The 22,100-nt window shown below is 72.7% G+C and carries 21 protein-coding genes and 1 pseudogene; 10 read left to right on the top strand and 12 right to left on the bottom strand.

Annotated features, from left to right (window positions below):
* Nucleotides 1-69 precede the first annotated feature (69 nt).
* Nucleotides 70-558: a phage holin family protein gene (locus AC0VYN_RS11460; RefSeq protein WP_475535879.1), complete on the bottom strand. Its 489-nt coding sequence runs from the start codon at nt 556-558 to the stop codon at nt 70-72.
* A 71-nt stretch (nt 559-629) separates the two neighbouring features.
* On the opposite strand from AC0VYN_RS11460, the gene AC0VYN_RS11455 reads away from it, so the two are divergent.
* Complete coding sequence (locus AC0VYN_RS11455) at nt 630-980, top strand: VOC family protein (protein ID WP_475535878.1); 351 nt, start codon at nt 630-632, stop codon at nt 978-980.
* A 30-nt stretch (nt 981-1,010) separates the two neighbouring features.
* Here the strand turns inward: AC0VYN_RS11455 and AC0VYN_RS11450 are convergent.
* Nucleotides 1,011-2,997 (bottom strand): annotated as a pseudogene (locus AC0VYN_RS11450) (DUF5107 domain-containing protein).
* A gap of 147 nt (nt 2,998-3,144) precedes the next feature.
* On the opposite strand from AC0VYN_RS11450, the gene AC0VYN_RS11445 reads away from it, so the two are divergent.
* Nucleotides 3,145-3,492, top strand: a complete 348-nt coding sequence (locus AC0VYN_RS11445) for a DUF6204 family protein (RefSeq protein WP_385458667.1) — start codon at nt 3,145-3,147, stop codon at nt 3,490-3,492.
* Here AC0VYN_RS11445 and AC0VYN_RS11440 read toward each other — a convergent pair.
* From AC0VYN_RS11440 to AC0VYN_RS11420, 5 genes are read right to left on the bottom strand one after another with little or no spacing between them, the layout of a single operon-like run.
* Entirely contained in the window at nt 3,464-4,015 is a 552-nt protein-coding gene (locus AC0VYN_RS11440; protein WP_385458669.1) for a GNAT family N-acetyltransferase, read from the bottom strand. The genes AC0VYN_RS11445 and AC0VYN_RS11440 overlap by 29 nt on opposite strands.
* Before the next feature lie 37 nt (nt 4,016-4,052).
* On the bottom strand, nt 4,053-4,979 hold the full coding sequence (locus AC0VYN_RS11435; RefSeq protein WP_385458671.1) for a S66 peptidase family protein: 927 nt from the start codon (nt 4,977-4,979) through the stop codon (nt 4,053-4,055).
* Nucleotides 4,976-6,943, bottom strand: a complete 1,968-nt coding sequence (locus AC0VYN_RS11430) for a dipeptidyl-peptidase 5 (RefSeq protein WP_475535877.1) — start codon at nt 6,941-6,943, stop codon at nt 4,976-4,978. The genes AC0VYN_RS11435 and AC0VYN_RS11430 overlap by 4 nt, the downstream gene beginning before the upstream one ends.
* Before the next feature lie 30 nt (nt 6,944-6,973).
* Nucleotides 6,974-8,320, bottom strand: a complete 1,347-nt coding sequence (locus AC0VYN_RS11425) for a M20/M25/M40 family metallo-hydrolase (RefSeq protein ID WP_475535876.1) — start codon at nt 8,318-8,320, stop codon at nt 6,974-6,976.
* Complete coding sequence (locus tag AC0VYN_RS11420) at nt 8,313-9,146, bottom strand: M55 family metallopeptidase (protein WP_386924167.1); 834 nt, start codon at nt 9,144-9,146, stop codon at nt 8,313-8,315. Before AC0VYN_RS11420 ends, AC0VYN_RS11425 begins: the two co-directional genes overlap by 8 nt.
* Nucleotides 9,147-9,419: 273 nt before the next feature.
* Here AC0VYN_RS11420 and AC0VYN_RS11415 point away from each other — a divergent pair, with 273 nt between their 5' ends.
* The 4 genes from AC0VYN_RS11415 to AC0VYN_RS11400 are packed head-to-tail and all read left to right on the top strand — an operon-like array spanning nt 9,420 to nt 12,437.
* A complete protein-coding gene (locus AC0VYN_RS11415) occupies nt 9,420-9,926 on the top strand; it encodes a DUF2617 family protein (protein WP_475535875.1) in 507 nt (168 codons plus the stop codon).
* Nucleotides 9,923-10,330, top strand: a complete 408-nt coding sequence (locus AC0VYN_RS11410; protein WP_475535874.1) for a DUF4247 domain-containing protein — start codon at nt 9,923-9,925, stop codon at nt 10,328-10,330. The genes AC0VYN_RS11415 and AC0VYN_RS11410 overlap by 4 nt, the downstream gene beginning before the upstream one ends.
* 58 nt (nt 10,331-10,388) lie before the next feature.
* Nucleotides 10,389-10,826 (top strand): DUF350 domain-containing protein, encoded by a 438-nt coding sequence (locus tag AC0VYN_RS11405; RefSeq protein WP_475535873.1) that lies wholly within the window; start codon nt 10,389-10,391, stop codon nt 10,824-10,826.
* A gap of 12 nt (nt 10,827-10,838) precedes the next feature.
* Nucleotides 10,839-12,437 carry a polyamine aminopropyltransferase gene (locus AC0VYN_RS11400; protein ID WP_475535872.1) on the top strand — a complete coding sequence of 533 codons (1,599 nt, stop codon included), beginning with the start codon at nt 10,839-10,841 and terminating at the stop codon, nt 12,435-12,437.
* 201 nt (nt 12,438-12,638) lie between these two features.
* Here AC0VYN_RS11400 and AC0VYN_RS11395 read toward each other — a convergent pair whose 3' ends face one another.
* Complete coding sequence (locus tag AC0VYN_RS11395; RefSeq protein WP_475535871.1) at nt 12,639-15,035, bottom strand: MFS transporter; 2,397 nt, start codon at nt 15,033-15,035, stop codon at nt 12,639-12,641.
* Between the two features lie 149 nt (nt 15,036-15,184).
* On the bottom strand, nt 15,185-15,628 hold the full coding sequence (locus AC0VYN_RS11390; protein WP_385458691.1) for an SRPBCC family protein: 444 nt from the start codon (nt 15,626-15,628) through the stop codon (nt 15,185-15,187).
* 159 nt (nt 15,629-15,787) lie between these two features.
* On the opposite strand from AC0VYN_RS11390, the gene AC0VYN_RS11385 reads away from it, so the two are divergent.
* From AC0VYN_RS11385 to AC0VYN_RS11375, 3 genes are all read left to right on the top strand, one after another.
* Complete coding sequence (locus tag AC0VYN_RS11385) at nt 15,788-16,828, top strand: Rv2578c family radical SAM protein (RefSeq protein WP_385458693.1); 1,041 nt, start codon at nt 15,788-15,790, stop codon at nt 16,826-16,828.
* A gap of 47 nt (nt 16,829-16,875) precedes the next feature.
* A complete protein-coding gene (locus AC0VYN_RS11380) occupies nt 16,876-17,061 on the top strand; it encodes a DUF1737 domain-containing protein (protein ID WP_475535870.1) in 186 nt (61 codons plus the stop codon).
* 78 nt (nt 17,062-17,139) lie between these two features.
* Nucleotides 17,140-17,745 (top strand): dihydrofolate reductase family protein, encoded by a 606-nt coding sequence (locus AC0VYN_RS11375; RefSeq protein ID WP_475535869.1) that lies wholly within the window; start codon nt 17,140-17,142, stop codon nt 17,743-17,745.
* Nucleotides 17,746-17,763: 18 nt separating this feature from the next.
* Here the strand turns inward: AC0VYN_RS11375 and AC0VYN_RS11370 are convergent, their stop codons facing one another.
* The 3 genes from AC0VYN_RS11370 to AC0VYN_RS11360 form a co-directional block, all read right to left on the bottom strand.
* Nucleotides 17,764-18,183 carry a VOC family protein gene (locus AC0VYN_RS11370; RefSeq protein ID WP_475535868.1) on the bottom strand — a complete coding sequence of 140 codons (420 nt, stop codon included), beginning with the start codon at nt 18,181-18,183 and terminating at the stop codon, nt 17,764-17,766.
* An 86-nt stretch (nt 18,184-18,269) separates the two neighbouring features.
* Nucleotides 18,270-18,962, bottom strand: a complete 693-nt coding sequence (locus tag AC0VYN_RS11365; RefSeq protein ID WP_475535867.1) for a DNA alkylation repair protein — start codon at nt 18,960-18,962, stop codon at nt 18,270-18,272.
* A 97-nt stretch (nt 18,963-19,059) separates the two neighbouring features.
* Nucleotides 19,060-20,640: an IS1182 family transposase gene (locus AC0VYN_RS11360; RefSeq protein WP_475536814.1), complete on the bottom strand. Its 1,581-nt coding sequence runs from the start codon at nt 20,638-20,640 to the stop codon at nt 19,060-19,062.
* 106 nt (nt 20,641-20,746) lie between these two features.
* Here AC0VYN_RS11360 and AC0VYN_RS11355 point away from each other — a divergent pair, with 106 nt between their 5' ends.
* A complete protein-coding gene (locus AC0VYN_RS11355; RefSeq protein ID WP_470534466.1) occupies nt 20,747-21,838 on the top strand; it encodes an IS630 family transposase in 1,092 nt (363 codons plus the stop codon).
* Nucleotides 21,839-22,100: the final 262 nt, after the last annotated feature.

The raw sequence follows: 22,100 nt of genomic DNA, 5'->3' as shown, positions 1-22,100 counted from the left end.
CGGCGACGCCCTCTCACGGCGGCGCCCCCGGACTGTTCGTCCGGGGGCGCCGCCGTTGCCGTGGGTGGGTCAGCCGCGGTGGTGCAGGGCCTCCGGGCCGGTGTCGTCCCGGCGCGGCGCCGGCAAGCCGGTGCTGCCCGGGGTGCCCGCCACCTCGCCGGGGGCGACCGGCGGCATCGGCGGGTACGGCACGCCGAGTCCGTTCGGCGGTGCGGCGGGGGCGTGTCCGGCCGCGCCGTGCCCGGAGGCGGCGCCCGGCCCCGGGGTGTGCGGCCGGGCCGCTCCGCGCAGCAGGTAGGCCGCGACGCCCAGGAGGGCGGCCGTGATCAGCGCGGCGGCCCAGCCGGGCAGGCCGATGGCGAGAGCCAGGCCCACGGCGAGCGCGAGGGCCGCGCCCGCGTACAGCGCGGCGGCACCGGAGGCGGCGTAGAGCGTGGCCTTGCGGCGCTGCTTCCGCGTCTGCTCGCGCAGCTCGTCGCGCACGGTCTCGCGTGCCACCTGCGCCAGTTCGTCGACCAGTTGCCTGTCCAGGTGTTCCAAGTGATCCATGCGGTCCATGCCGTACGGGTACCCGCGACCCGACGGTCCATGGGGCCCGCGTCCCGCGACCGGCAACTAGGCTCGCCCGTATGGAGATTCTGGGAGCCACACTGCGTATCTGTGTCGACGACCTGGACCGGGCGGTCCCCTTCTACGAAGGCCTGGCCGGCGCCCCGGCGCTGCGGTTCGGGCGCGGTGGCGTCGAGGTCGCCGCCGTCGGCTGCTTCCTGCTGATGAGCGGCCCCGAGTCCCAGCTCGAGGTGCTGCGCAAGGTGGCGGCGACGATCGCGGTGACGGACGTCGAGGAGACCCACCGGGTCCTGACCGAACTGGGCGCGGACGTCATCGCCGGCCCGGTGCCCACCCCCGCGGGCCGCAACCTGATCGCCCGTCACCCCGACGGAAGCGTCTACGAGTACGTGGACCGGCAGGCCCAGTGACCGTGCGGCCGGGCGGCGGAGCGTCGGGGCTCACCCCCCGTCCGGCCGCATCCGGAAGTCGTGGCGGGCCGGGAGCGGCTCGTCGGTGAGCCGGGCCCACAGCCGGCCGATGCTCTCGTCGCCCTCCCGCAGATCGGCGACCTCGAAGCCCCCGTCGTAGACGGCCAGGGCCTCGGCGCCCCGGCCCTCGGCGCGCAGCAGCCCGGCCTCGGCCAGCCGGCCGGCCGCGGGTGCGCACCACTTCGGGCAGCCGCTCCCACACGGCACGGGCGTCCGCCGTGCGTCCGGCCGCGAGCAGCGCCTCGATCGCCTCGCGTCCCAGCGCGGCCGTCACCGCCCGCCACGGCCCGCCGTCGTCCCCGCCGTCCCCCTCGTCCCACCGGCCGTCCTCGCCGCGACGCCGCGCGCACAGGTCGGCGAAGGCCTCGGCGTACCGGTCGGCGGCCCGCTCGGGATGGCCGCCCTCCCGGTCGGCCAGCGCGAGGCAGCGCAGCAACGGCCAGCGGGCGGCGGCGTCCTTCAGGCCGCGTTCCCAACTGCGTTCCGCCTGCGCCAGGTCGCCGGCGTGCCACTGGGCGATGCCGAGGTGGTACTCGGTGTCCGGCGTGGCGGGAGCCGTCTCCAGCATGTCCCGCCAGGGCCGGGCCACCAGCGTCCCGCCGGGCGGCCGGCGCCGGTCCGGCTCCGGGAGGTAGCCCGCGCGCAGCAGGCGCAGCCACGGCTCCTGCTCATCCGCGAGGGTGCTCTCCTCGAAGGGGGTGCCGGGCAGCTTCCAGCCGGTGCGCAGCACCTCGAGCGCGCCCCAGCCCGATCCGGTGGCGAGGCGCTCCCCGGGCTCGGCGTCGGCGTACGGCTGCCAGGCCGCGTACGCGGCGTCCACGCCGGCGCGCGGCAGGGCGGCCTCCAGCCGCTCCTCCGCCCCGCGCAGCACGGTGTGCCACGCGCCCCCGGGCTCCGCGTCGAGCGGCCCGTACGCCTCCAGCCAGGACACCTCGCTCTCGGCCTCCAGTTTCACGTGCTCCAGCTGGGTGCGGGCGAGTCCGGCCTGGATCTCGCAGTAGCCGCCCGTGCCGGGCTCGGTGAGCCACTCCTGCCAGCGCCGGCCGCCGGGGCCCGTGCCCCACACGAAGAGCTTGCGGCCGCGCAGGGTGTCGATCGAGGTCTGCGCCAGCCCGTGCCCGTCCTCGTCGAGCGCGGCGATCCAGCGGCGCCGGCCGTCGGGCACCTCGTAGAACCAGTCGGCGGCGTGGGTGCTGTTGAGCGGGTACGTCCGGTCGACGCCGTCGTACGACGGGACCGGGACGCGGCGCAGCCGGCGCTCGTAGCCGAAGTGCCAGGCCTCGTCGGCGGGGGCGAGGACGCGGCGGTCCTCGGGGACGGCGATGTTGGACCACCAGTAGGTCGGTACCGGCCGCTCGTGCGGGTTGCGGATCCGGACGCCGACGCGCAGGAAGTCCGAGCCCTCGGGCAGCCACAGGTCGACCTGGAAGGGCAGGTCGCGCAGCCGCTCCCACTCCCACAGGCGCAGCATCTCCCCGCCGTCGGGCGCGGGCACCCGGGCGGCGTGCACGGGCGCGCAGGACAGGGCGGTGTGGCCGGTGGCGCCGATGTTCCATTCGATGCCGCCGGAGAACCAGGCGCCGTTGAGGGCGAAGTCGGCGGGCTGGAACACCGGGTTTACGTAGAGGAGTTCGCGTTCGGTGGGTTTGTGGAAGAGGGAGGCGATCCGGCCGCCGAGGCCGGGCAGGACGGTGGCCCTCAGCCGGTCGTTCTCGGTCACGAGGGCGTCCAGGCCGCGCGGCGCGCGGCTCCGGCCGTATCCGTCCCTGACCGGTACGGGCAGCAGGCTGCGCAGGGGTTCGTAGCCGACCTGCCGGGCCATGTCGCGCGGCAGGCCTGCCCGGTCCCGGTCGTCGATGCGGTGGGCCTCGTCCAGCGGGCGCAGCGGCGGCAGCGGGTTGTCCGGTCCCAGCGGCGCGGCGGGCAGCGTCAGTACCTCACGTCGGATCGTCGTCACGGTTCCCCATGGAAGCCGCTCACCGGCGCGGTGAACAGGGGCGCTGTCGGCCGCGTCCACGCGATGTGGCTCACGTTCAATTCGCTGGCTGCCGGGACCGCGTCGGCCTACAGTCGGGCGGTCGGCGTACGTACGAAGGAGCGGCACGTGAGTGAGCAGCACACCTACCGGGTGATCGTCCGGGGCACCTGGGCGGCGCTGACCGAGGACGCGCGTGCCCGGCTGCTCGCCGAGGCCGGCGAACACGGGATGGCGAGCATGCGGTTCACCGAGGAGGGCTCGCTGTCGTACGAGCCGTCGCCGCTGAAGCACTTCTCGATGCGGTTCGTCGTGCTGTCGGACGCGGCGGACGGTGAGGAGATGGCCGCCGCGATCGCCGAGGACCGGGCGGAGACGGTGCTGCGCGGACTCGGCTACGGATTCGGCGACCTCAGGTCGTCGGTCACCGACCTGGACACCATGAAGATCAACCGGAAGTCGCGGTCTCGGCGGTGATCGCCCAGCGCTGGTGGTCGCGCCAGGCCCCGTCGATGTAGAGCATGCGCGGCGAGAAGCCCTCCAGGTGGAAGCCGCAGGCGCGGGCCAGGGCGATCGAGGCGGCGTTGCCCGGCTGCACGTTGATCTCCAGGCGGTGCAGCCGCAGCGGCCCGAAGGCGTACCGCACGACCAGGCCCAGTCCCTCGCGCATCAGGCCGCGGCCCGCGGCGTGCGCGAAGGCGCCGTAGCCGAGGGCCCCGCTGAGGAAGCCGCCCCCCACGATGTTGTTGATGTTGACGAATCCGGCGATGCCGCCGCCGTCCTTCTCGCACACCAGGAACCCGGCCTTGGTCGGGTCCTCGATCAGCCGGGACGCGTAGGCGGCGTAGGCCTGGGCGCTGTCCGGCGGAAAGAGCCACGGGTGGTGCAGGTCCTTGCTCTCGCGCACCCGGGCGGTGAACTCGGCGCCGTCCTCGTACGTGAAGTGGCGTATGCCCACGCGGGGGCCCTCGGCGAGGTGGCGGGTCGCGATGTGCGGCATCCCGCCACTCTACGACGCGCCCGGGAGGCATGCCCGGTCAGCTCAGCGCCGGCTCGTCCAGCGTCAAGGTGCCCGCGTCCGCGTCGAGTTCCGCCGCCACCCCGAAGGGCACGGTCAGCGCTCCCGCGCAGTGGCCGAAGCCGAAGTCCTCGGCGACCGGCACGCCGAGCCCCGCCAGCCGGTCGGCCAGCATCGGGCGCAGCCGCTCGGCGGGCTCGCACTGCTCCCACGACCCGAGCAGGATGCCGGCGACGCCGTCGAGCCAGCCGGCCCGCAGCAGCTGGGTGAGGTAGCGGTCCAGGCGGTACGGCTCCTCCCCCACGTCCTCCAGGCACAGCAGCCCGCCGCGGGCGCCGGGGCGGGCGTGCGGGGTGCCCAGCTCGGCGGCGAGCAGGGCGAGGCAGCCGCCGAGGGTGACGCCCCGCGCGCGGCCGGGCACCATCGGCGTACCGGTGCCGGAGGCGATGACTCGGACCGTCTCCGGCGCGAACAGGGTGGCCTTCAGGTGTTCCTGCGCCCGCGCGTTCTTCAGGAAGTCGATGCCCGCGGCCATCGGCCCGTGCAGCGTGACCAGGCCCAGCCGGCGGGCGAACGCCTCGTGCAGCGCGGTGATGTCGCTGAAGCCGACGAACACCTTCGGCCCGGCCGCGCGCATCGCCTCCCAGTCGAGCAGGTCGGCCATGCGCTGGACGCCGTACCCGCCGCGGGCGCACAGCACGGCGTCCACGGCCGGGTCGCACCAGGCCGACTGGAGGTCGGCGGCGCGGTCGGCGTCGGTCCCGGCGAGGTAGTCGAAGGCGGCGTGCCGGTCCAGGACGTGCGGTGCCACGACGGGGTCCAGGTCCCAGCCGCGCAGCACGTCGAGGCCCGCCTGCAACCGCTCCTCGGGCACCGGTCCGCTGGGCGCGACGACGGCGACGCGGGCGCCCGGTGCGAGCCGGGACGGGCGGGACAGGGGCTTCACCCGGTCATCTCCAGGGTCGGGACGTCGGGACGGTCAAGCTTGAAGACCTGGGCGTACAGGGAGAGTTCGGCCTCCAGGGCACGCACCATGGTGTCCGCCCGGCGGAAGCCGTGGCCCTCTCCCTCGAAGGCGATGTAGGCATGCGGCACTCCGCGGCCCGCCATGCGGGCGAGGAACCGCTCGCACTGGACGGGCGGGCAGATCACGTCGTCCAGGCCCTGCAGCAGCAGGAACGGCGCGGTGACGCGGTCGGCGTGCTCGACGGGAGACCGTTCGGCGTACCGGTCCGGCACCTCGGCCAGGGGGCCGATCAGGCTCTCCAGGTACTGCGACTCGAAGTCGTGGGTCTCCCCCGTGCCCCAGCCGGTCAGGTCGAGGATCGGGTAGATGATCGTGCCGCACGCGTAGACGTCGGTGGCGGTGAGCGAGGCGGCCGCCGTCCAGCCGCCCGCGCTGCCGCCGCGCACGGCGAGCCGTGCCGGGTCGGCGGTGCCCTCCTCGGCCAGGGCCAGGGCGACGGCCGCGCAGTCCTCGACGTCGACGACGCCCCACTGCCCGCGCAGCCGGTTGCGGTACTCCCGGCCGTGTCCCGTCGAGCCGCCGTAGTTGACCTCCGCGACGCCGATGCCGCGCGAGGTGAAGTAGGCGATCTCCAGGTCCAGCACCAGGGGCGACCTGCTGGTGGGGCCGCCGTGCGCCCAGATCACGTACGGCGGCAGTTCGCCGTCGGGGGCGACGCAGCCGGGGTGCCGCGGCGGGTGGACGTACGCGTGGATGTCGCGTCCGCCGGGCCCGGTGAAGGTGCGGATCAGCGGTTCGGGGTAGTACGCGGGGTCCACGGCGTCCTCGTGCGGGGCGCCGGTCACACGGGTCCGGCCGGTGCGCGTGTCGAGCTCCACCACCTCGTAGGCGCTGCGCGGACCGGCGCCGACGGACACCACCCGCTCGCCGTGGGCGGCGAGGGTGGCCGCGAACTCGGTCCACGGGCCGGCCGCGTCGACGACCTCGCCGGTCTCCGGGTCGAGTACGCCGAGGGCGGTGGCGCCGCGGCCGTGCAGCACGGCGATCAGGCCGTTGCCGAGCGGCGCGAACCAGCGCTGCCCGAGCTTCCACAGCGGCCCGCCGAACTCCTCCTCGCGGGTGCACAGCGCTCGCCCGTCGCGGTACAGGTTCCACCAGCCGGTGCGGTCCGAGGCGTACAGCAGGGCGCCGTCGGGGGCCCAGTCGACCTGGGCGATCGCCTCCTCGGCGCCGCCGGCGACGGTCCGGGCGTCCCGGAACGTGCCCTCGGGGCCGATGTCGGCGACGATCAGCTCGGTGCCGTCCCACGGCATGCGCGGATGGTCCCAGGCGAGCCAGGCGGCGCGCCGCCCGTCTGGCGAGACCCGCGGCCCGGTGAGGAACCGGTGCCGGTCGTCGGTGAGCTCGCGCACCGCGCCCCGGTCGCCGGCCGCCGATCCGTCCAGCGGCACCGCCGCCAGGACCCGGCGCACGTCGCCCGGTCCCTCGCCCGTGAACTCCTCCAGCACGCACCACACCTCGCCCCGCTCGGGGCGCGGCTGCGGCTCCGCCCAGCGCAGTCCGCCGCCCACCGGGGACACGGGTGTCAGCGGGCGCGGCTCGGCGCCGCCCGGCTCGTAGGCGTACAGCCGCTGGTCGGCGAAGTTCACGAAGACAACCAGCGGCCCGGCGGGGGTCGTGAGCGCGGTCCAGGGGCGGCCGCCGTACTCGATGACGCGGCTGCGCACGTTCCACGGCGCGGGCAGCACCGGTTCCTCGGTGCCGTCCGGGTGCCGGCGGACCAGGGTGCGCCGGCCGCCCTCGGTGGGCCTGGGCGCGGTCCACCACACCTCGTCGCCGACGAAGCCCACGTCGTCGGGCCGTCCGTCGTGCGCGGCGGCGAGCGCCGCGTCGACCGGCGAGGGCCATGATCCGTACGCCAGAGTCTGCACTGACTCCCCCAACTTCTTCTCCAGAGCCTTGTCGAGCGAGCGCTAGGCCGTGCGCAGGAACCGGTCGAGGACGCGGACACCGAAGTGCAGGGCGTCGACCGGGACGCGTTCGTCGACGCCGTGGAAGAGGGCCTGGTAGTCGAAGCCCTCCGGCAGCCTCAGCGGCGCGAAGCCGTAGCCGGTGATGCCGAGCCGCGAGAACTGCTTGGCGTCCGTGCCGCCGGACATGCAGTACGGCACGACGTGCCCCTCGGGGGCGAACTCCTCCACGGCGGCGCGCATGCCCGCGAACGTCGGCGAGTCCACGGGCGCCTGGAGGGCGACCTCGTGGTGGGCGAACTCCCAGTCCACGTCCGGTCCGGTGAGCCGGTCGAGGGTGGCGCGGAACTCCTCCTCGCAGCCGGCGAGGAACCGTCCGTCGACGTGGGCGACGGCCTGGCCCGGGATGACGTTGACCTTGTACCCGGCGTCCAGCATCGTCGGATTGCTGCTGTTGCGGACGGTGGCCTCGACCAGCTTGGCGGCCGGTCCGAGCTTGTCCAGCAGGCCGTCCACGTCGCTCAGGTCGGCGTCGATGCCGTACAGGGCGGCGAGTTCGGTGAGGGCGGCGCTCACGGTCGGGGTCAGCCGCAGCGGCCACTCGTGCTCGCCGATGCGGGTGATCGCCGCCGCGAGCCGGGTGACCGCGTTCTCCCGGTTCACCTTGGAGCCGTGGCCGGCCCGGCCGCGCGCGGTGAGCTTCAGCCAGCCGGTGCCGCGCTCGCCGGCGGCGATCGGGTAGATCTGCCGGCCGCCGCCGTCGTGGAAGGTGAACGCCCCGGACTCGCTGACGCCCTCGGTGCAGCCCTCGAACAGGCCGGCGTGCCGGTCGGCGAGGAAGCCGGAGCCGTCCTCGGCGCTCGCCTCCTCGTCCGCGGTGAACGCGATCACCACGTCCCGCCGGGGCCGGACGCCCTGCCGGGCCCAGGTGCGCGCGACGGCGAGGATCATCGCGTCCATGTTCTTCATGTCCACCGCGCCGCGTCCCCAGACGACGCCGTCGCGGATCTCCCCGGAGAAGGGGTGCACGCTCCAGTCGGCGGCCTCCGCGGGCACCACGTCGAGGTGACCGTGCACGAGCAGCGCGTCGGCGGAGGGGTCGGTGCCCTCGATCCGGGCGACGACGTTGGTCCGTCCCTCGGTGCGCTCCAGCAGCGTGGGCTCGATGCCCGCCTCGGCGAGCCGCTCGGCGGCGTACTCGGCGGCCGGGCGTTCCCGGCAGTCGCCGCCGCCGCGGTTGGTGGTGTCCATCCGGATGAGGTCGGACGTGAACCGGACGACCTCGTCCAGCGCCTGCGCGTCCGTGCCCCCGGACGGGCCCGCGGTCCTGCCTTCGGTGTGCTCAGCCATACTGCTCCTCCACCGCGGCCGAGACGATCGTGGTGACCGCCTTGAAGGTGCGGATGGTCTCGAACATGGTGTCGTGGGTGTACGCGACCTTGCGCTCGCCGACGCGGGCCACGCCCGGCACGACGGTCGAGGCGGCCGCCAGGTGCTCGGCGTCGAATTCCACCTCGACGGTGAACGGGCCGCCGCTCACCGGCTCGTACCGCACCGCGAGCGACGCGGCGTCCTTGGCCGCGGCCCGGATGTCGGCGGCGGTCCTGGCCGGGGTGCGGCACACGGCGGCGTACCGCGAGACGTGGTCCTTGACCGCGACCTTCATGGCCTCGGGCGCGTAACCGAGCGCGTCCTCGCAGGCGAGGTCGTCCCCGGTGACCAGCACCACCGGCACGCCGTACTCGGCGACGACGTGCGCGTTGAGCAGGCCCTCGCTGGCGCGTACGCCGTTCAGCCACACACCGGTGATCTGGTTGGCGAGGTAGGTGTGCGCGAGGACGCCCTCCATGCCGGCGCCGGTGTGGTAGCCGATGAAGGCGATGCCGTCCACGTCCCCGTGCTGGACGCCCTCCACCATGGACAGCGCCTTGTGCCGCCCGGTGAGCATCTCGGTCCGCTCGTCGAGCCGCTCCAGGAGCAGGTTGCGCATGCTCCAGTGGGCCTCGTTGACGAGCACCTCGTCGGCGCCGCCGTCGAAGAAGCCCTGCACGGCCGCGTTCACGTCCGAGGTGAACATCGACCGGCACCGCTCCCACTGCGGGGTCCCCGGCAACACGTCGCCGGGCCAGGTGACACCGGTGGCGCCCTCCATGTCGGCGCTGATGAGGATTTTCACGAGTCGCGGTCCATTCGCAGGTCAGAGGCGTGCAGTGCGGTGCAGGGGATCTTCGTCTCTCCGAAACCGTACGCGCTGCCCCGCCTCCTCGGCCAGGGCTGTGGACAACTGTCGCCGGTCCGGACCACTGGCTGCGGGACCGGCGGGCGGACCCTCACCGGTGGACGCCGCGTCACCCCGACCGCGCGGCCCGGGAACCCCGGTGTTCCGGCCCCCGGAGCCCGGTGTGTCATACTCGGCGCCGCTCGTAGCAAAATCGGACCGGGGGGCCGCGTGCACGCCGTATCTCTGCAGGCCCCCTATCTGGACACGGCCGCGGACCAGCTCTGCTTCTCGCTGGACCTGGCCGAGCGGCCGGCACTCGCCGAGCGCGAGGTGCTCCTGGGCGGGCTCACGGTACGGCTGAGGCTGCTCGGTGCCTCGCACCAGGTCTTCGCCGGACCCGTGCGGGAGACGGTGGCGTGCCTGCCGCGGGCCGTCCGGGGACTGCCGAACCGTCATCGGCGGCAACTCGTCGGCTGGACCTACGAGTTCGGTGCCACCACGGAGCGCCTGGACCCCGCCGGGTTCGACACGCGGGTGGCGGGGATCCTGGACCGGGCGGGCGCCGCCGAGCACAGCCTGTGCGGGGTCTTCCCCGGTTCGCCGCAGGCGGTGACCGCGGTGGTCGCCGAGGAGTCCGGCACCCCGTCGCGTGCCCGGCTGGTCTGGCGCACCTGGCACACCTACCCGCAGGACGGGCAGATCGTATCGACGCACACCCGGCTGGAGGCCCGATGAACAGCGCCAGACTCGCGCGGGGAGCGACGGCGGCAGCGCTGGTCGCGGTCCTGCTCTCCGCCTGCTCCAGCGGCGGGGACGGTGACAAGGGCGTGCCGCGCTCCTGGATCCGCGACACCTACACCACCAGCGGATACCGGTGGCTGGACAGCAACAGTCCCCCGGCCCGGGTCGCCGACGCCATCCATCACCACCGCAAGGCACTCGACCGGTCCTCCGGCGACGGCGTGCAGTTCCTGCGCTACGGCGACGACATGGTGACCGTCTCGCCGTACCGCGGCGGCAGCCTGATCGAGATCGAGGACTACCGCAACGGCTACCGGCGCCACCAGCAGCACCTCATCAACTGGCCCAACCCGAACAGCCAGAGCTACCGCGGCGGCGGACCCGGCGAAGGCAAATGACACCGGCGGCCGCAGGCCACCGCCTCCCCTCTCCAGACGCCCCGCAGAAAGGCAACCAGTGTCCGAGATCCTCGAGTCGGCCGGCCAGGCCCTCCTCTACGGAGTCACAGGCCTCGCCGTGATGGCCGTCGGCTTCGTCGCCCTCGACCTCGTCACGCCCGGCAAGCTCTTCCACGTCGTGTGGCGGGACCGCAACCGCGGGGCGGCCGTGCTGCTGGGCAGTCAGTCCGTCGCGGTGGGCCTGGTGATCATGGAGGCCATCCGCGCGAGCGAGTCGGAGAACGGGCTGGGCCAGGGCCTGCTCAGCACGCTCCTCTACGGCCTGGCCGGCGTGCTGGTGATGACGCTGGTCGGCATCGTGATCGGCGTGCTCACCCCGGGCCGCATGGGCGCGGTCGCCCTGGAGGACAGCGACGACCGCCCGCACCCCGCCGCCTGGGTCCAGGCCGGCATGTACCTGGGCACCGCCTTCATGGTCGGCGCGGCCCTCTCCTAGGACCGCACCGACATGAGTTCCACCACCCTGGACGACCGCGACACCGCGGCTCCGCCCCGCCCCCCGGCCGACCGTCCCGGCCGCGGGGCGCGTTTCCTCCTGCTGCTCGCCGTCTTCCTCTGCGCGGCCTGCGGCCTCGTCTACGAACTGGCGCTGACCGCGCTGGGCAGTTACCTCATCGGCAACTCGGTGCTCCAGACCTCCGTGGTCATCTCCGTGATGGTCTTCGCCATGGGCGTGGGCTCGCTGGCCGCCAAACCGCTGCGCAGTCGAGCCGTCGTCGCGTTCGCGGTGCTGGAGGGCGTACTGGCCCTGGTCGGCGGCCTGTCCGTCCTGGTGCTGTACGTGGCCTTCGCCTGGCTCCAGCTCTACATGCCGGCGATGATCGTGGTGTCCCTGGTGGTCGGCCTGCTGATCGGCGCCGAGATCCCGCTGCTGATGACCCTGCTGCAGCGGATCCGCCGCCAGGAGGCGAGCAGCGCGGTCGCCGACATGTTCGCCGTCGACTACATAGGTGCCCTGGTCGGGGGCCTGTGCTTCCCGCTGTTCCTGCTGCCGACCTTCGGCCAGTTGAGGGGCGCCCTGGTGGTCGGGGCGGTCAACGCGGTCGCCGGCGTCGTCGTCGTGGTGTTCATCTTCCGCCGCGAGACCCGCCGCATGGTGCTGGCGGGCCTGCTGGCCGGCGTCACCGCCGTGCTCGCCGTGCTGGGCACGACGTACGCGCTGGCGGACGACCTGGAGGTCACCGCGCGGCAGCACATGTACGCGGACCCGATCGTGCACGCCGAGACCACGCAGTACCAGGACATCGTGATCACCCGCGCCACCGCCTTCACCGGGGATCCCGACATCCGGCTGTTCCTCAACGGCGACCTGCAGTTCAGCTCGGTCGACGAGTACCGCTACCACGAGTCGCTCGTCCACCCCGCGCTGTCGGGCCGCCGCTCCAACGTGCTGATCATGGGCGGCGGCGACGGGCTCGCGCTGCGCGAGGTCCTGCGCTACGACGACGTCCGGCACGTCACCCTGGTCGAACTGGACCCGGCCATGACCCGGCTGGCGCGGACCTACGAACCGCTGCGCTCCCTCAACCGCGGCTCGCTGGACGACCCGCGGGCCGAGGTGGTGAACGCCGACGCCTTCACCTGGCTGCGCGACGCCCGGCAGCGGTACGACGCGGTGATCATCGACTTCCCGGATCCGGATTCGGCATCGCTGGCCAAGCTGTACTCGGTGGAGTTCTACCACCTGCTCGGCCAGGTCCTGGCGCCGCAGGGCAAGGTGATGGTGCAGAGCGGATCGCCGTTCTTCGCACCGAAGACGTACTGGTCGATCGCGAAGACGATCGAGACCGCGGGCTACGCGACGACGGAGTTCCAGGTCGACGTGCCGAGCTTCGGCAACTGGGGGTTCGTGCTCGCCGCCCGCGGCGCCGGGGCGCCGCCGCTGCGGCTCGCCGCGGACGTCCCGAAGCTGCGCTACCTGGACGACGCGGTGCTCAGGTCGGCGACCGTGTTCCCCGTGGACCGCCGCCGCACCGACGTGCGGGCGAGCACACTGATGGACCCCGCGGTGCTCGAGTACGTGCTGGACGAGTGGCGCAACTACTGAGCACCACCCACCCGTTGACCGCTCCGGACATCCGGCCCCGGCGGGGCGCGGGCCTCGCCTTTCCGGGCGGGTCAGCGGGGACCCGCCCGCGAGTGGCTCCACCGCCAGGGCCGGGTGGCCGGCCAGGACCGGTGCCGCGGGGCCGGACGTCCGGGTCAGGAAGCCGACGGGCCGAGCCGACCGGGCCGAGGGGCGCGGGTGTCAGTCCTCGTGGCCGAGCTGGAGGTCGCGTTCGGTGCGTCCGCCGCCGGCCACCTGGAGCACGGTGGCGACGGGCGGGTAGCCGGCGGCGATGACGGTGTACTCGCCGGACGACAGGTCGATGAAGCGGAAGGTGCCGTCGGGTCCGGTGGTCAGGGTGTCCACGACGTTCCCGGCCGCGTCGAGGAGCGTCACGCGCGCGTCCTCCACGGCCCGGCCGCCGCTGGCCCGCACGGTGCCGCGCAGGACGGCCCCGCCGGCCAGTTCGACGTCCTGCCGGGTCTCGCGGGCGGCCTGGACGCTGACCGGCAGGGCGGCCGGGCGGAAGGCGGGCGCGCTGGCGGCGAGGGTGTACTCGCCGGCCACCAGCTCGGTGATGACGTAGCCGCCCTCGCGGGCGCTGCGGGTGGTGGCCACGACCTCGCCGTGGACGTTCGTGAGGGTGACGATCGCGTCCCGGACGGGGCTGCCGTCGGCGGTGACGACGCTGCCGGCCAGGCGTCCGGCGCCGCCGAGGACCACGTCCAGCTCGACCGGGCGCTCGCCCACGGTCACGGAGACCGCCTGCGGCTGGTGGCCGCCGGCCGCGGCGATCAGGACGTACGCCCCGGACCCGGGCGTGGACAGCGCGTACCGCCCGTCGTCGCCGCTGGCGCCCCGGCCGATCTGCTGTCCGCCGACGTCGATGAGGGTGAGCGCGGCACGGGGCACCACGGTGCCGTCGGGGTGCTGCACCGTGCCGCAGACGGGGATGCCGGCCGCGTGGGGCGAACGGGCCTGGGGGACCTGCGCGGTGTGCCGTGCGGTCTCGGGCTCGGTGACGGGGGCGTTGTGGGACACCAGTGGTTTCTCCTTGAGGAAGAGGGCGATCAGCAGGCCGAGCACGAGCACCGGCACCAGGTACAGGAAGATGCGCGGCATTGCGTCGGCGTACGCCCGGATGTAGGCGTCGCGCAGCGCCGGGGGCAGGGTGTGGACGAGCTGCGGGGTGATGGACTCGGCTTCGGGCAGCCCGGCGCCGGCGGGGACGCGGTCGGCCAGGGCGTCGGTGAGCCGGCCCGCGAAGAGGGTGCCGAAGACGGCGGCGCCGACGCTGCCGCCGATCTGCCGGAAGTAGTTGTTGGCGCTGGTGGCGGTGCCGAGGTCGGCGGGGCGCACGGAGTTCTGCACGGCGAGGACCAGGACCGGCATCACCATGCCGATGCCGGCGCCGAGGACGGCCATCCAGATGCTGTAGTGCAGCCGGGGTGTGTCGACGTCGAGGCGGGAGAGCAGCCACATGCCGACGACGGACAGCGCCCCGCCGAGCACGGGGTGGATCCGGTAGCGCCCGGTGCGGCTGATGAGCTGCCCGGAGACGATCGAGGCGCCGACGATGCCGCCCATCATGGGGAGCATCAGCAGGCCGGACTCGGTCGCGGTGGCGCCGTCGACCATCTGCAGGTAGGTCGGCAGATAGCTGGCGGCGCCGAACAGGGCGACGCCGATGACGAGGCCGACGAGCGCGGTGACGTTGAAGACGGAGTCCCGGAACAGGCGCAGCGGGATCAGCGGTTCGGGTGCGAAGTGCTCGGCGATCAGGAAGAGGGCGGAGGCCGCGACCGCGCCGGCGGCGAGGCCGAGGATGACCGTGGAGTCCCACGCGTACTCGGTGCCGCCCCAGCTGGTGAGCAGCACCAGGCAGGTGGAGGCGGCGGCGAGCAGCAGGGCGCCGAGGTAGTCCAGGCGGGGCTTGACGCGCGGCCTGGGCAGTTCCAGGACGACGGCGACGACGGCCATGGTGACGAGGCCGAAGGGCACGTTGATGTAGAAGCACCAGCGCCAGGAGAGATGGTCGGTGAAGTAGCCGCCCAGCAGCGGTCCGGCGACCGAGGCGAGTCCGAAGGCCGCGCCGATCAGGCCCATGAAGCGGCCGCGTTCCCTGGGCGGCACGATGTCGGCGATGATCGCCTGCACGCCGATCATGAGGCCGCCGGCTCCGACGCCCTGCACGGCGCGGAAGGCGATCAGCTGGTCCATGGTCTGGGCGCGCCCGGCGAGCGCCGAGCCGACGACGAAGACCAGGATGGCGAACTGGAAGACGCCCTTGCGGCCGAAGAGGTCGCCGAGCTTGCCGTAGATCGGCAGCCCCACGGTGGAGGTCAGCAGATACGCGGTGATCGCCCAGGACATCTTGTCCAGGCCGTGCAGCTCGCCGACGATCTTCGGCAGCGCCGTCGCGACGATCATCTGCTCCAGCGCGGCGAGCAGCAGCGCCAGCATCAGTCCGACGAAGACCAGCCGGACCCGGCGCGGGCTGAGCCCGGCGGGCCGCTCCGGCTCGGGAGCGGGGGCCTCGAGCACCTCCGGGAGTGGCGCCGTGACCGGTTCGTCCTGCACCAGAGTGATCCCGCCCACGTACCGCTCCCCTCGTCGCACCTGCTCACTTTTGCCGCCAGAGGCGACAACTACGAGCAAGTGCGACAAGTTACGGCGTACGGCACGATCAGCCGAGGATCACTCGAACCGGTGAGACCGCCAACACCCCTGAAGGAGGGGCCTGTTGGCTACTTCTCCACCTCGGCGGCGAGCTTCACGAGCATCGCGTCGTAGATCCGGCCGAGCCCCTTGGGCGCGAAGGTCTTCTCGAAGAAGCCGCCGATGCCTCCGGCGCCCTTCCAGGTGCTGGTGACCACGACCCGGGACCTGCCCTCACCGGCCGGGGTGACCCGCCAGGTGGTGACCATGGAGGAGTTGCGGTCCTTCTCGACCAGTTCGCCGTCGCTCGGCTCGCTGACCTCCAGCAGGCAGTCGCGGACGCGCTTGCTCGTGGCCTGGAGCTTCCAGTGCACGAGGGTGCCCTCGCCGTCACCGCCCTCGCGGACCTCGTACTCGCTGAAGTGCTCGGGGAGCAGCTTCTCGCGGGCGCCGCGGTAGTCGGCGAGGGTGTCGAACACCGTCTCCGCGTCCGCGCCGACGATCCGCTCCGTCGTGGCCTCGACCTGCGCCATCGGGTTCCTCCAGGGGCTGGTTCTCGGGGTCGGGGCAAGCCAACCACCCCACCGCCCGGCCACCAAATCGGGGGGCGTGAACCGGCTCCGCGCGACACACCCGCACGATCAAGGGAACAGGTGTTCTATTCTGTGCGGAGTGCTACCGAGGAGGCGTCAATGCGCTGGGAGAACCTCACGGACTCCGACCACGCCCGGGCCGCCGATCCCGCGCTGTTCGGCGCCGACGCGGTGACCACCCGTACCTTCGACACGCCCGAGTTCCGCGGCATCACCTTCCACGAGGTGCGGGCCCGCTCGATCCTCAACCGGGTGCCGGGCGCCTCGCGGATGCCGTTCGAGTGGACGGTGAACCCGTACCGGGGCTGCTCGCACGCGTGCGTCTACTGCTTCGCGCGCAAGACGCACAGCTATCTGGACCTCGACACGGGCCTCGGCTTCGACTCGCAGATCGTCGTCAAGGTGAACGCCCCCGAACTGCTGCGCCGCCAGCTGGCCTCCCGCCGCTGGCAGGGCGAGCACGTGGCGATGGGCACCAACGTCGACTGCTACCAGCGCGCCGAGGGCCGCTACCGCCTGATGCCGGGCATCCTCTCGGCCCTGACCGAGCGGGCGAACCCCTTCTCGATCCTCACCAAGGGCACGCTGATCCTGCGCGACCTCGACCTGCTGACCCGGGCGGCGCGGGTCACGGACGTCGGCATCTCCGTCTCGGTGGGCTTCACCGACTCCGAGCTCTGGCGCACGGTGGAGCCGGGCACACCCGCACCGGAACGCCGGCTGGACGTCGTACGGACGCTGAGCGAGCACGGCATCGACTGCGGGGTGCTGATGGCGCCGGTCATCCCCTTCCTCGGCGACGAGCCGGCCCAGCTCCGCGCCACGGTCGGGGCCATCGCCGCGGCCGGCGCCACGTCGGTGACGCCCCTGGTCCTGCATCTGCGCCCGGGCGCCCGGGAGTGGTTCATGAGCTGGCTCGCGCAGCACCACCCGCACCTGGTGCGCCGCTACGAGCGCCTGTACGCGGACGGCGCCTACGCCCCGAAGTGGTACCAGCGCCGGATCACCGGCCAGGTGCACGCCCTGGCCCAGGAGTACGGCATCGGCCCCGCACGCCCCGGGATGCCGCGGCGCCTCGAACGCGCGGAGCCGGCGGACGCGCCTCCGGCGACGGAGCCGGTCCAGCTCTCCCTCATGTGAGGGGGAACCGCCGCCTCGGCTCGCCCTCCTCTGCGATCATGCTCCCCATGACCGCACCACCGAACGGACTGCCCGTGTACCGCGTCCTGACCGGACCGGACGACGCCGCGTTCTGCCACCGCGTGAGCGAGGCGATCGGTCTCGGCTACGAGCTGCACGGAGGCCCCGCGGTCACCTTCGACGGCGAGCGGGTCGTCGTCGCCCAGGCGCTGGTGTGGCCGGCGCGGTCGTAGGGAGCCGGGACCGCGGAGGTCTCCGCCGATGAGTTTCCGGCGGTGGTGCGGTCCACCCTTCGACGAAGGGAGCGCACCATGCGCGAGATCATCGTTTGCACGTTCCTGACGCTGGACGGCGTCATGCAGGCGCCGGGCGGTCCGGACGAGGACGCCGAGAGCGGCTTCCGGCACGGCGGCTGGCAGAAGCCGGTGGCGGACGACGAGGTCGGGGCGGCCATCTCCGGCTGGTACGAGCCCTCCGACGCGCTGCTGCTCGGCCGCAAGACGTACGAGATCTTCGCGTCGTACTGGCCGACCGCCGACCCCGGCAACCCGTTCACCCAGCGGATGAACAGCACGCGCAAGTACGTGGCGTCCCGGACCCTGACGTCCGTCGAGTGGCAGAACTCCACGCTGCTGGAGGGCGACGTCGTCGATGCCGTGCGCGAGCTGAAGGCGTCCGACGGCGGCGACATCAACGTCGTCGGCAGCGGCGACCTCGCCCAGACCCTCATGCGGCACGGTCTCGTCGACGAGTACCGGCTGACCATCCATCCGGTGATCATCGGTTCCGGCAAGCGGCTGTTCGCCGACGGAGCGATCCCCACCGCCCTCGAGCCGGTCAGTGTCTCGACGACGAAGGGCGGCACCGTCGTCGGCGTCTACCGGCCGAACGGCGAGCCCGGCCACGACAGTTACTAGACCCTGCCGACGATCCGGTCACGCGAGGGGCCGAGCGGCCTGGCCGCGCGGTGCCAGGGTGCGCAGGACGCAGAACTCGTTGCCCTCCGGGTCGGCCATGACCACCCAGCTCCGCTCCTCCTGGCCCCGGCCCACGTCCGCCCGGGTGGCGCCGAGGCCGAGCAGTCTGGTCACCTCGTCGTCCGTGCTGCGGTCGACGGGGCTGACGTCGAGGTGGAGCCGGTTCTTCACGGCCCGCCCCTCGGGCACCCGGACGAACAGCAGGGTGGGCGGCATCTGACGGGCCCGGACCGCTTCGACGGTCGGTGTCCAGGAGCCGATCTCGACCTTGCCCCCGCTCCGGTCGATCACCTCGAAGTCCAGGACCGCGCACCAGAACGCCGCGAGTCCTTCCGGATCGTGGCAGTCGACGACCAGCTCGGTGAACCGACTCGTCATGGTGCTCCCCCTCCGTGGCGCGGACACGCGACCGCTCAGCGTACGGGCCCGCCCGGGTACCGGTACATGTACCGGTACCGGGGCAGCTAGGCGGACGCCTCTCGCTGCCTGCGCACCATCTCGGTGATCCACTCGGGGGCGTACGGGGACGTGCAGCCCGCGGGTGTCGGATAGTCCTTCAGGACCTCCAGGCGTTCCCCGATGCCGACCGCGCGGGCACGGTGCTCCGCGTGGTCGATGCCGATGCGGGCCAGGCAGTGGTTCATCGCCCACTGGAGGCGGTCCGGGGCCTCCTTCATCTCCGCCTCGATCGTGTCGAGCAGTCCCGCGAGGTCCAGGCCCTCCGGCTTCCTCGTCACGCGCTCGGTGGTCAGCGCCCAGCCGGCGCTCGCGACCACGGGGTCCGGATCGGCGGACCAGGCCACGCGCAGTTCCTCGGCGTGGGGACTCTTCTTCACCACGTGGTTCACGAGCCAGTCGTGCACCTTGGGCGTGCGCGCCTCGCGCATCATCGCGTCCAGCTCGTCCCGCCCGAACGCCTTCGGGCGGCAGATCAGGGTCGCCAGCAGCCTGGCCGCGGTGTCGCCCGTCCCCCAGAGCCCGCCCGCGAGTTCGTGCCGCGTCCTCAGCCGCTTCGCGAGGGCGCGCAGCTTGCCGAGGTTCACGCCGTGGTCGTCGCCGTGTCTCTCGTTGACCGCGCGCGCCTTCGGATCCTCGAGCGCGGCCAGCTCGGCCATCACCTCGTCGACCGTCGGTTCGGTCGGTGCCGTCCGGGCCATCTCGGCCTCCTGTTCCTCACGGGCGGGAGCCAGCCTAGAAGACTCATGAAGATCTTGGTGAGGGGCTGTCCGGCCGTAGGCCGGGCGGCCCCTTGGTCTATGCGGTTGCTGGGTTGATCGTCCAGGTGCTGCCTGTTCGGGTGAGTCCGAGGTTGATCAGTCGGCGGAGGTTGAGGGCTGCTGCTCGGGTGTGTAGCCAGGTGTTGTTGGCGATGGTGCCGCGATAGCGCAGGCGGCGGTTACCGTGCTGGACGAGCCAGGCGACGGCGCGTTCGACCGGGGGTCTCCAGCGCCTGTAGTGGGCTTGCCAGTCGGGGTCGGTGGCGGCCTGGTCGCGGGCGGCTGCCTGGAGGTCGTGGTGCGGGCGGATGGTCAGGATGCGTCCGGCCTTGGCCTTGGTGCACCGCTCGCGCAGGGGACATCCGGAGCACAGGTCCTTGAAAGCGGCCTTGCGCTGCTGGTGCTGTCCTCCGGACTCGGAGAGGGGAACGGTGTGTCCGGCCGGGCAGGTCACGGTGGCGGCGGTGGTGTCGATAGCGAAGTCGTCGGGGGTGAAGCCGCCGGGGACGGCCGGCCGCAGCGGGGCCGGTTTGAGGAACAGCCGGTGACCTTGCTGCTGAAGGGTGTGGCGGACGTCGCTGGTGGAGTAGGCGGTGTCGCCGAAGAGATCGAGGGCAGTGTCCTCGTCGGCGAGCAGGTCCAGGCCCACCTTGGCCTCGTGGTGCTCGGGCCCGGCCCCGGGTGTGAGGGCGACGGCGGTGTATAACCCCGTCTCCGGCTCGATCGCGAGGTGGGCTTTGTATCCGTCCTGCCGGCGGGTGCGGCTCTTGTGGACGTGCCGGGACTGAGGATCGACGGTGGAGACGGTCCGGTCGTAGGCGGTGCCGCGGGTGATGCGCCAGCGGCCGTCGCGGCCGTCGGAGTCCTCGGCCGGCTCCACGTCCTGCCCGGCGACCAGGGCCAGCAGGCCGACCGCGTTCGCGGCCCTCTCGCCCAGTTCCTGCTCGGGAAGGTGGCCCAGCAGCCTGAGCGCGTCGCCGACGAGGGCGTCGACGAGAGCGGCGCGGGCCTGTTCGTCATTCCAGGCGATGCGGGGTTTGCCGGGATCGGTGTAGTCATGGGCGGTGCACTGCACGGCCGCGACCCGGTCGGCGCCGGGGACTTCGCGGATCACCGCGCGGACGGCGGCGATCAGCTGGGTGACGGTGTCCTGGGTGGCGACCGCGTCGTCCAGCACGGTGGAGTCCAGAGCCCGCCGGTGCTTGCCCTTGAGGACCCCGGTGGCCTTGACCACCTCCCGCACCGCCTCGAAGACGCGGTCGGGCCGGGCGGAGCGGGAAAGGCGGCGCCGGAAGTAGGCCAGCAGCGAGGGGTCGAACGCCATGTCATGCAGACCGAGCCCGCAAGCGGCCTTCCACCGCAGGTCACACCGCAGCTCCTGGACCGTCTCGAAGTCCGACAGCCCGTGCAGGGCCTGCAGTGTGATCGCCGAGGCGAGGATCTGCGGCGGCATACTCGGCCGCCCGTTCGCCGAGGGGTACATGTCCGCGAACATCTCCGCCGGGAACAGCGCACCACGGTGCTCGGCCAGGAACGCGAACACACTCCCGGCCGGGATCAACTCCCGGCAGGTCTCCCACACATCCGGCCCGACCGTCTCCCCGGCCCATTCCCCCATCACCACGAAACGAGTCTGGCCCCGCCGCTCACGCGGCGGGGCCAGAACCCCAAGATCTTCATGAGCCTTCTAGTGACCTGAGTCGGAGATTCGTCGTTGGTTGGGTATGAGTCGTCCGGGTCCGAAGATTCCGCCGTTGTCGGTCACTGATGCCCAACGCGATGTGCTGGAGGGCTGGGTGCGTCGTCGCTCGACAGCCCAGTCCCTGGCTCAGCGCTCAAGGATCATTCTGGCGTGCGCCGAGGGGCACTCGATCATGGAAGTGTCACGCCGGCTCGGTGTCACCGCGGACATGGTCCGCACCTGGCGGCGGCGCTTTTTGGAACGTGGTCTGGACGGCTTGTCCGACGAGCCGCGGCCCGGTGTCCCGCGGAAGATCACCGACGCGGACGTCGAGCGGGTCATCGTCAAAACGCTGGAGGAGAAGCCGAAGAACGCCACCCACTGGTCGACCCGGTCGATGGCGGCAGCCACGGGCATGTCGCAGTCGACGGTCTCGCGGATCTGGCGGGCGTTCGCGCTGGCCCCGCACCGGTCACAGACGTTCAAGCTTTCCACCGACCCTTTGTTCATCGACAAGGTCCGTGACGTGGTGGGTCTGTATCTGGATCCGCCGGAGAAAGCCCTGGTCCTGTGTGTGGACGAGAAGTCGCAGATCCAGGCCCTGGACCGGTCCCAGCCCGTGCTGCCGATGGTTCCCGGGGTCCCCGAACGCCGCAGCCACGACTACGTCCGGGCCGGCACCACCACCCTGTTCGCGGCCCTCGAAGTCGCCACCGGCAAGGTCATCGGCTCCCTCCACCGACGGCACCGGGCCGTCGAGTTCAAAAAGTTCCTCACCAAGCTGGACAAGGAAGTACCCGCCGAACTCGACGTGCACCTGATCCTGGACAACTACGTCACCCACAAGACGCCCGCCATCAAACAGTGGCTGCTGGCGCATCCCCGCTTCCACCTGCACTTCACGCCGACGAGTTCGTCCTGGCTGAATCTGGTGGAGCGGTGGTTCGCCGAGCTCACGCAGAAGAAGCTCAAGCGCGGTGTCCACCGCTCCGTCCAGGCCCTCGAACGCGACATCCGAGCATGGCTCGCCGACTGGAACGACAACCCACGGCCGTTCGTCTGGACGAAGACCGCCGACGAGATCCTCGACAAAGTCGCCGCCTACTGCCGACGAATCTCTGACTCAGGTCACTAGGGTCTGTCGTTCGGATCAGGCCGGCTGGGACGGACGGCGCGTCCGGGCCGGCCCGAGCGGGGTGTGGTGCGTGCGGCTGCAAGGCGGAGGAGGGCGCCAGGGCGGAGCCCTGGCAACCGACGACAGCGCGGCAGATGTGCGTGCCACACCCCGCTCGGGCCGGCATGATCCAAACGACAGGCCCCAGCGACGCGCGCCCGGCGCGCGTGCCCGGCGCGCGTGCCTCCGGCGGCCGGACCGGTGCGGCCGTCGCCCGCCCGAG

The sequence above is a fragment of the Streptomyces sp. 63XJN7_1_ISO-PGPR-S23-121 genome (assembly GCF_056173025.1).
This window is presented reverse-complemented; position numbering and strand designations above follow the sequence as displayed.

Bases quoted from the DNA above. Each gene is read 5' to 3' on its own strand.
- AC0VYN_RS11460 (WP_475535879.1), bottom strand. From the start codon at position 558: ATGGACCGCATGGATCACTTGGAACACCTGGACAGGCAACTGGTCGAC.
- AC0VYN_RS11455 (WP_475535878.1), top strand. From the start codon at position 630: ATGGAGATTCTGGGAGCCACACTGCGTATCTGTGTCGACGACCTGGAC.
- AC0VYN_RS11440 (WP_385458669.1), bottom strand. From the start codon at position 4,015: ATGCCGCACATCGCGACCCGCCACCTCGCCGAGGGCCCCCGCGTGGGC.
- AC0VYN_RS11425 (WP_475535876.1), bottom strand. From the start codon at position 8,320: ATGGCTGAGCACACCGAAGGCAGGACCGCGGGCCCGTCCGGGGGCACG.
- AC0VYN_RS11410 (WP_475535874.1), top strand. From the start codon at position 9,923: ATGAACAGCGCCAGACTCGCGCGGGGAGCGACGGCGGCAGCGCTGGTC.
- AC0VYN_RS11400 (WP_475535872.1), top strand. From the start codon at position 10,839: ATGAGTTCCACCACCCTGGACGACCGCGACACCGCGGCTCCGCCCCGC.
- AC0VYN_RS11390 (WP_385458691.1), bottom strand. From the start codon at position 15,628: ATGGCGCAGGTCGAGGCCACGACGGAGCGGATCGTCGGCGCGGACGCG.
- AC0VYN_RS11385 (WP_385458693.1), top strand. From the start codon at position 15,788: ATGCGCTGGGAGAACCTCACGGACTCCGACCACGCCCGGGCCGCCGAT.
- AC0VYN_RS11380 (WP_475535870.1), top strand. From the start codon at position 16,876: ATGACCGCACCACCGAACGGACTGCCCGTGTACCGCGTCCTGACCGGA.
- AC0VYN_RS11375 (WP_475535869.1), top strand. From the start codon at position 17,140: ATGCGCGAGATCATCGTTTGCACGTTCCTGACGCTGGACGGCGTCATG.
- AC0VYN_RS11370 (WP_475535868.1), bottom strand. From the start codon at position 18,183: ATGACGAGTCGGTTCACCGAGCTGGTCGTCGACTGCCACGATCCGGAA.
- AC0VYN_RS11365 (WP_475535867.1), bottom strand. From the start codon at position 18,962: ATGGCCCGGACGGCACCGACCGAACCGACGGTCGACGAGGTGATGGCC.
- AC0VYN_RS11360 (WP_475536814.1), bottom strand. From the start codon at position 20,640: ATGGGGGAATGGGCCGGGGAGACGGTCGGGCCGGATGTGTGGGAGACC.
- AC0VYN_RS11355 (WP_470534466.1), top strand. From the start codon at position 20,747: ATGAGTCGTCCGGGTCCGAAGATTCCGCCGTTGTCGGTCACTGATGCC.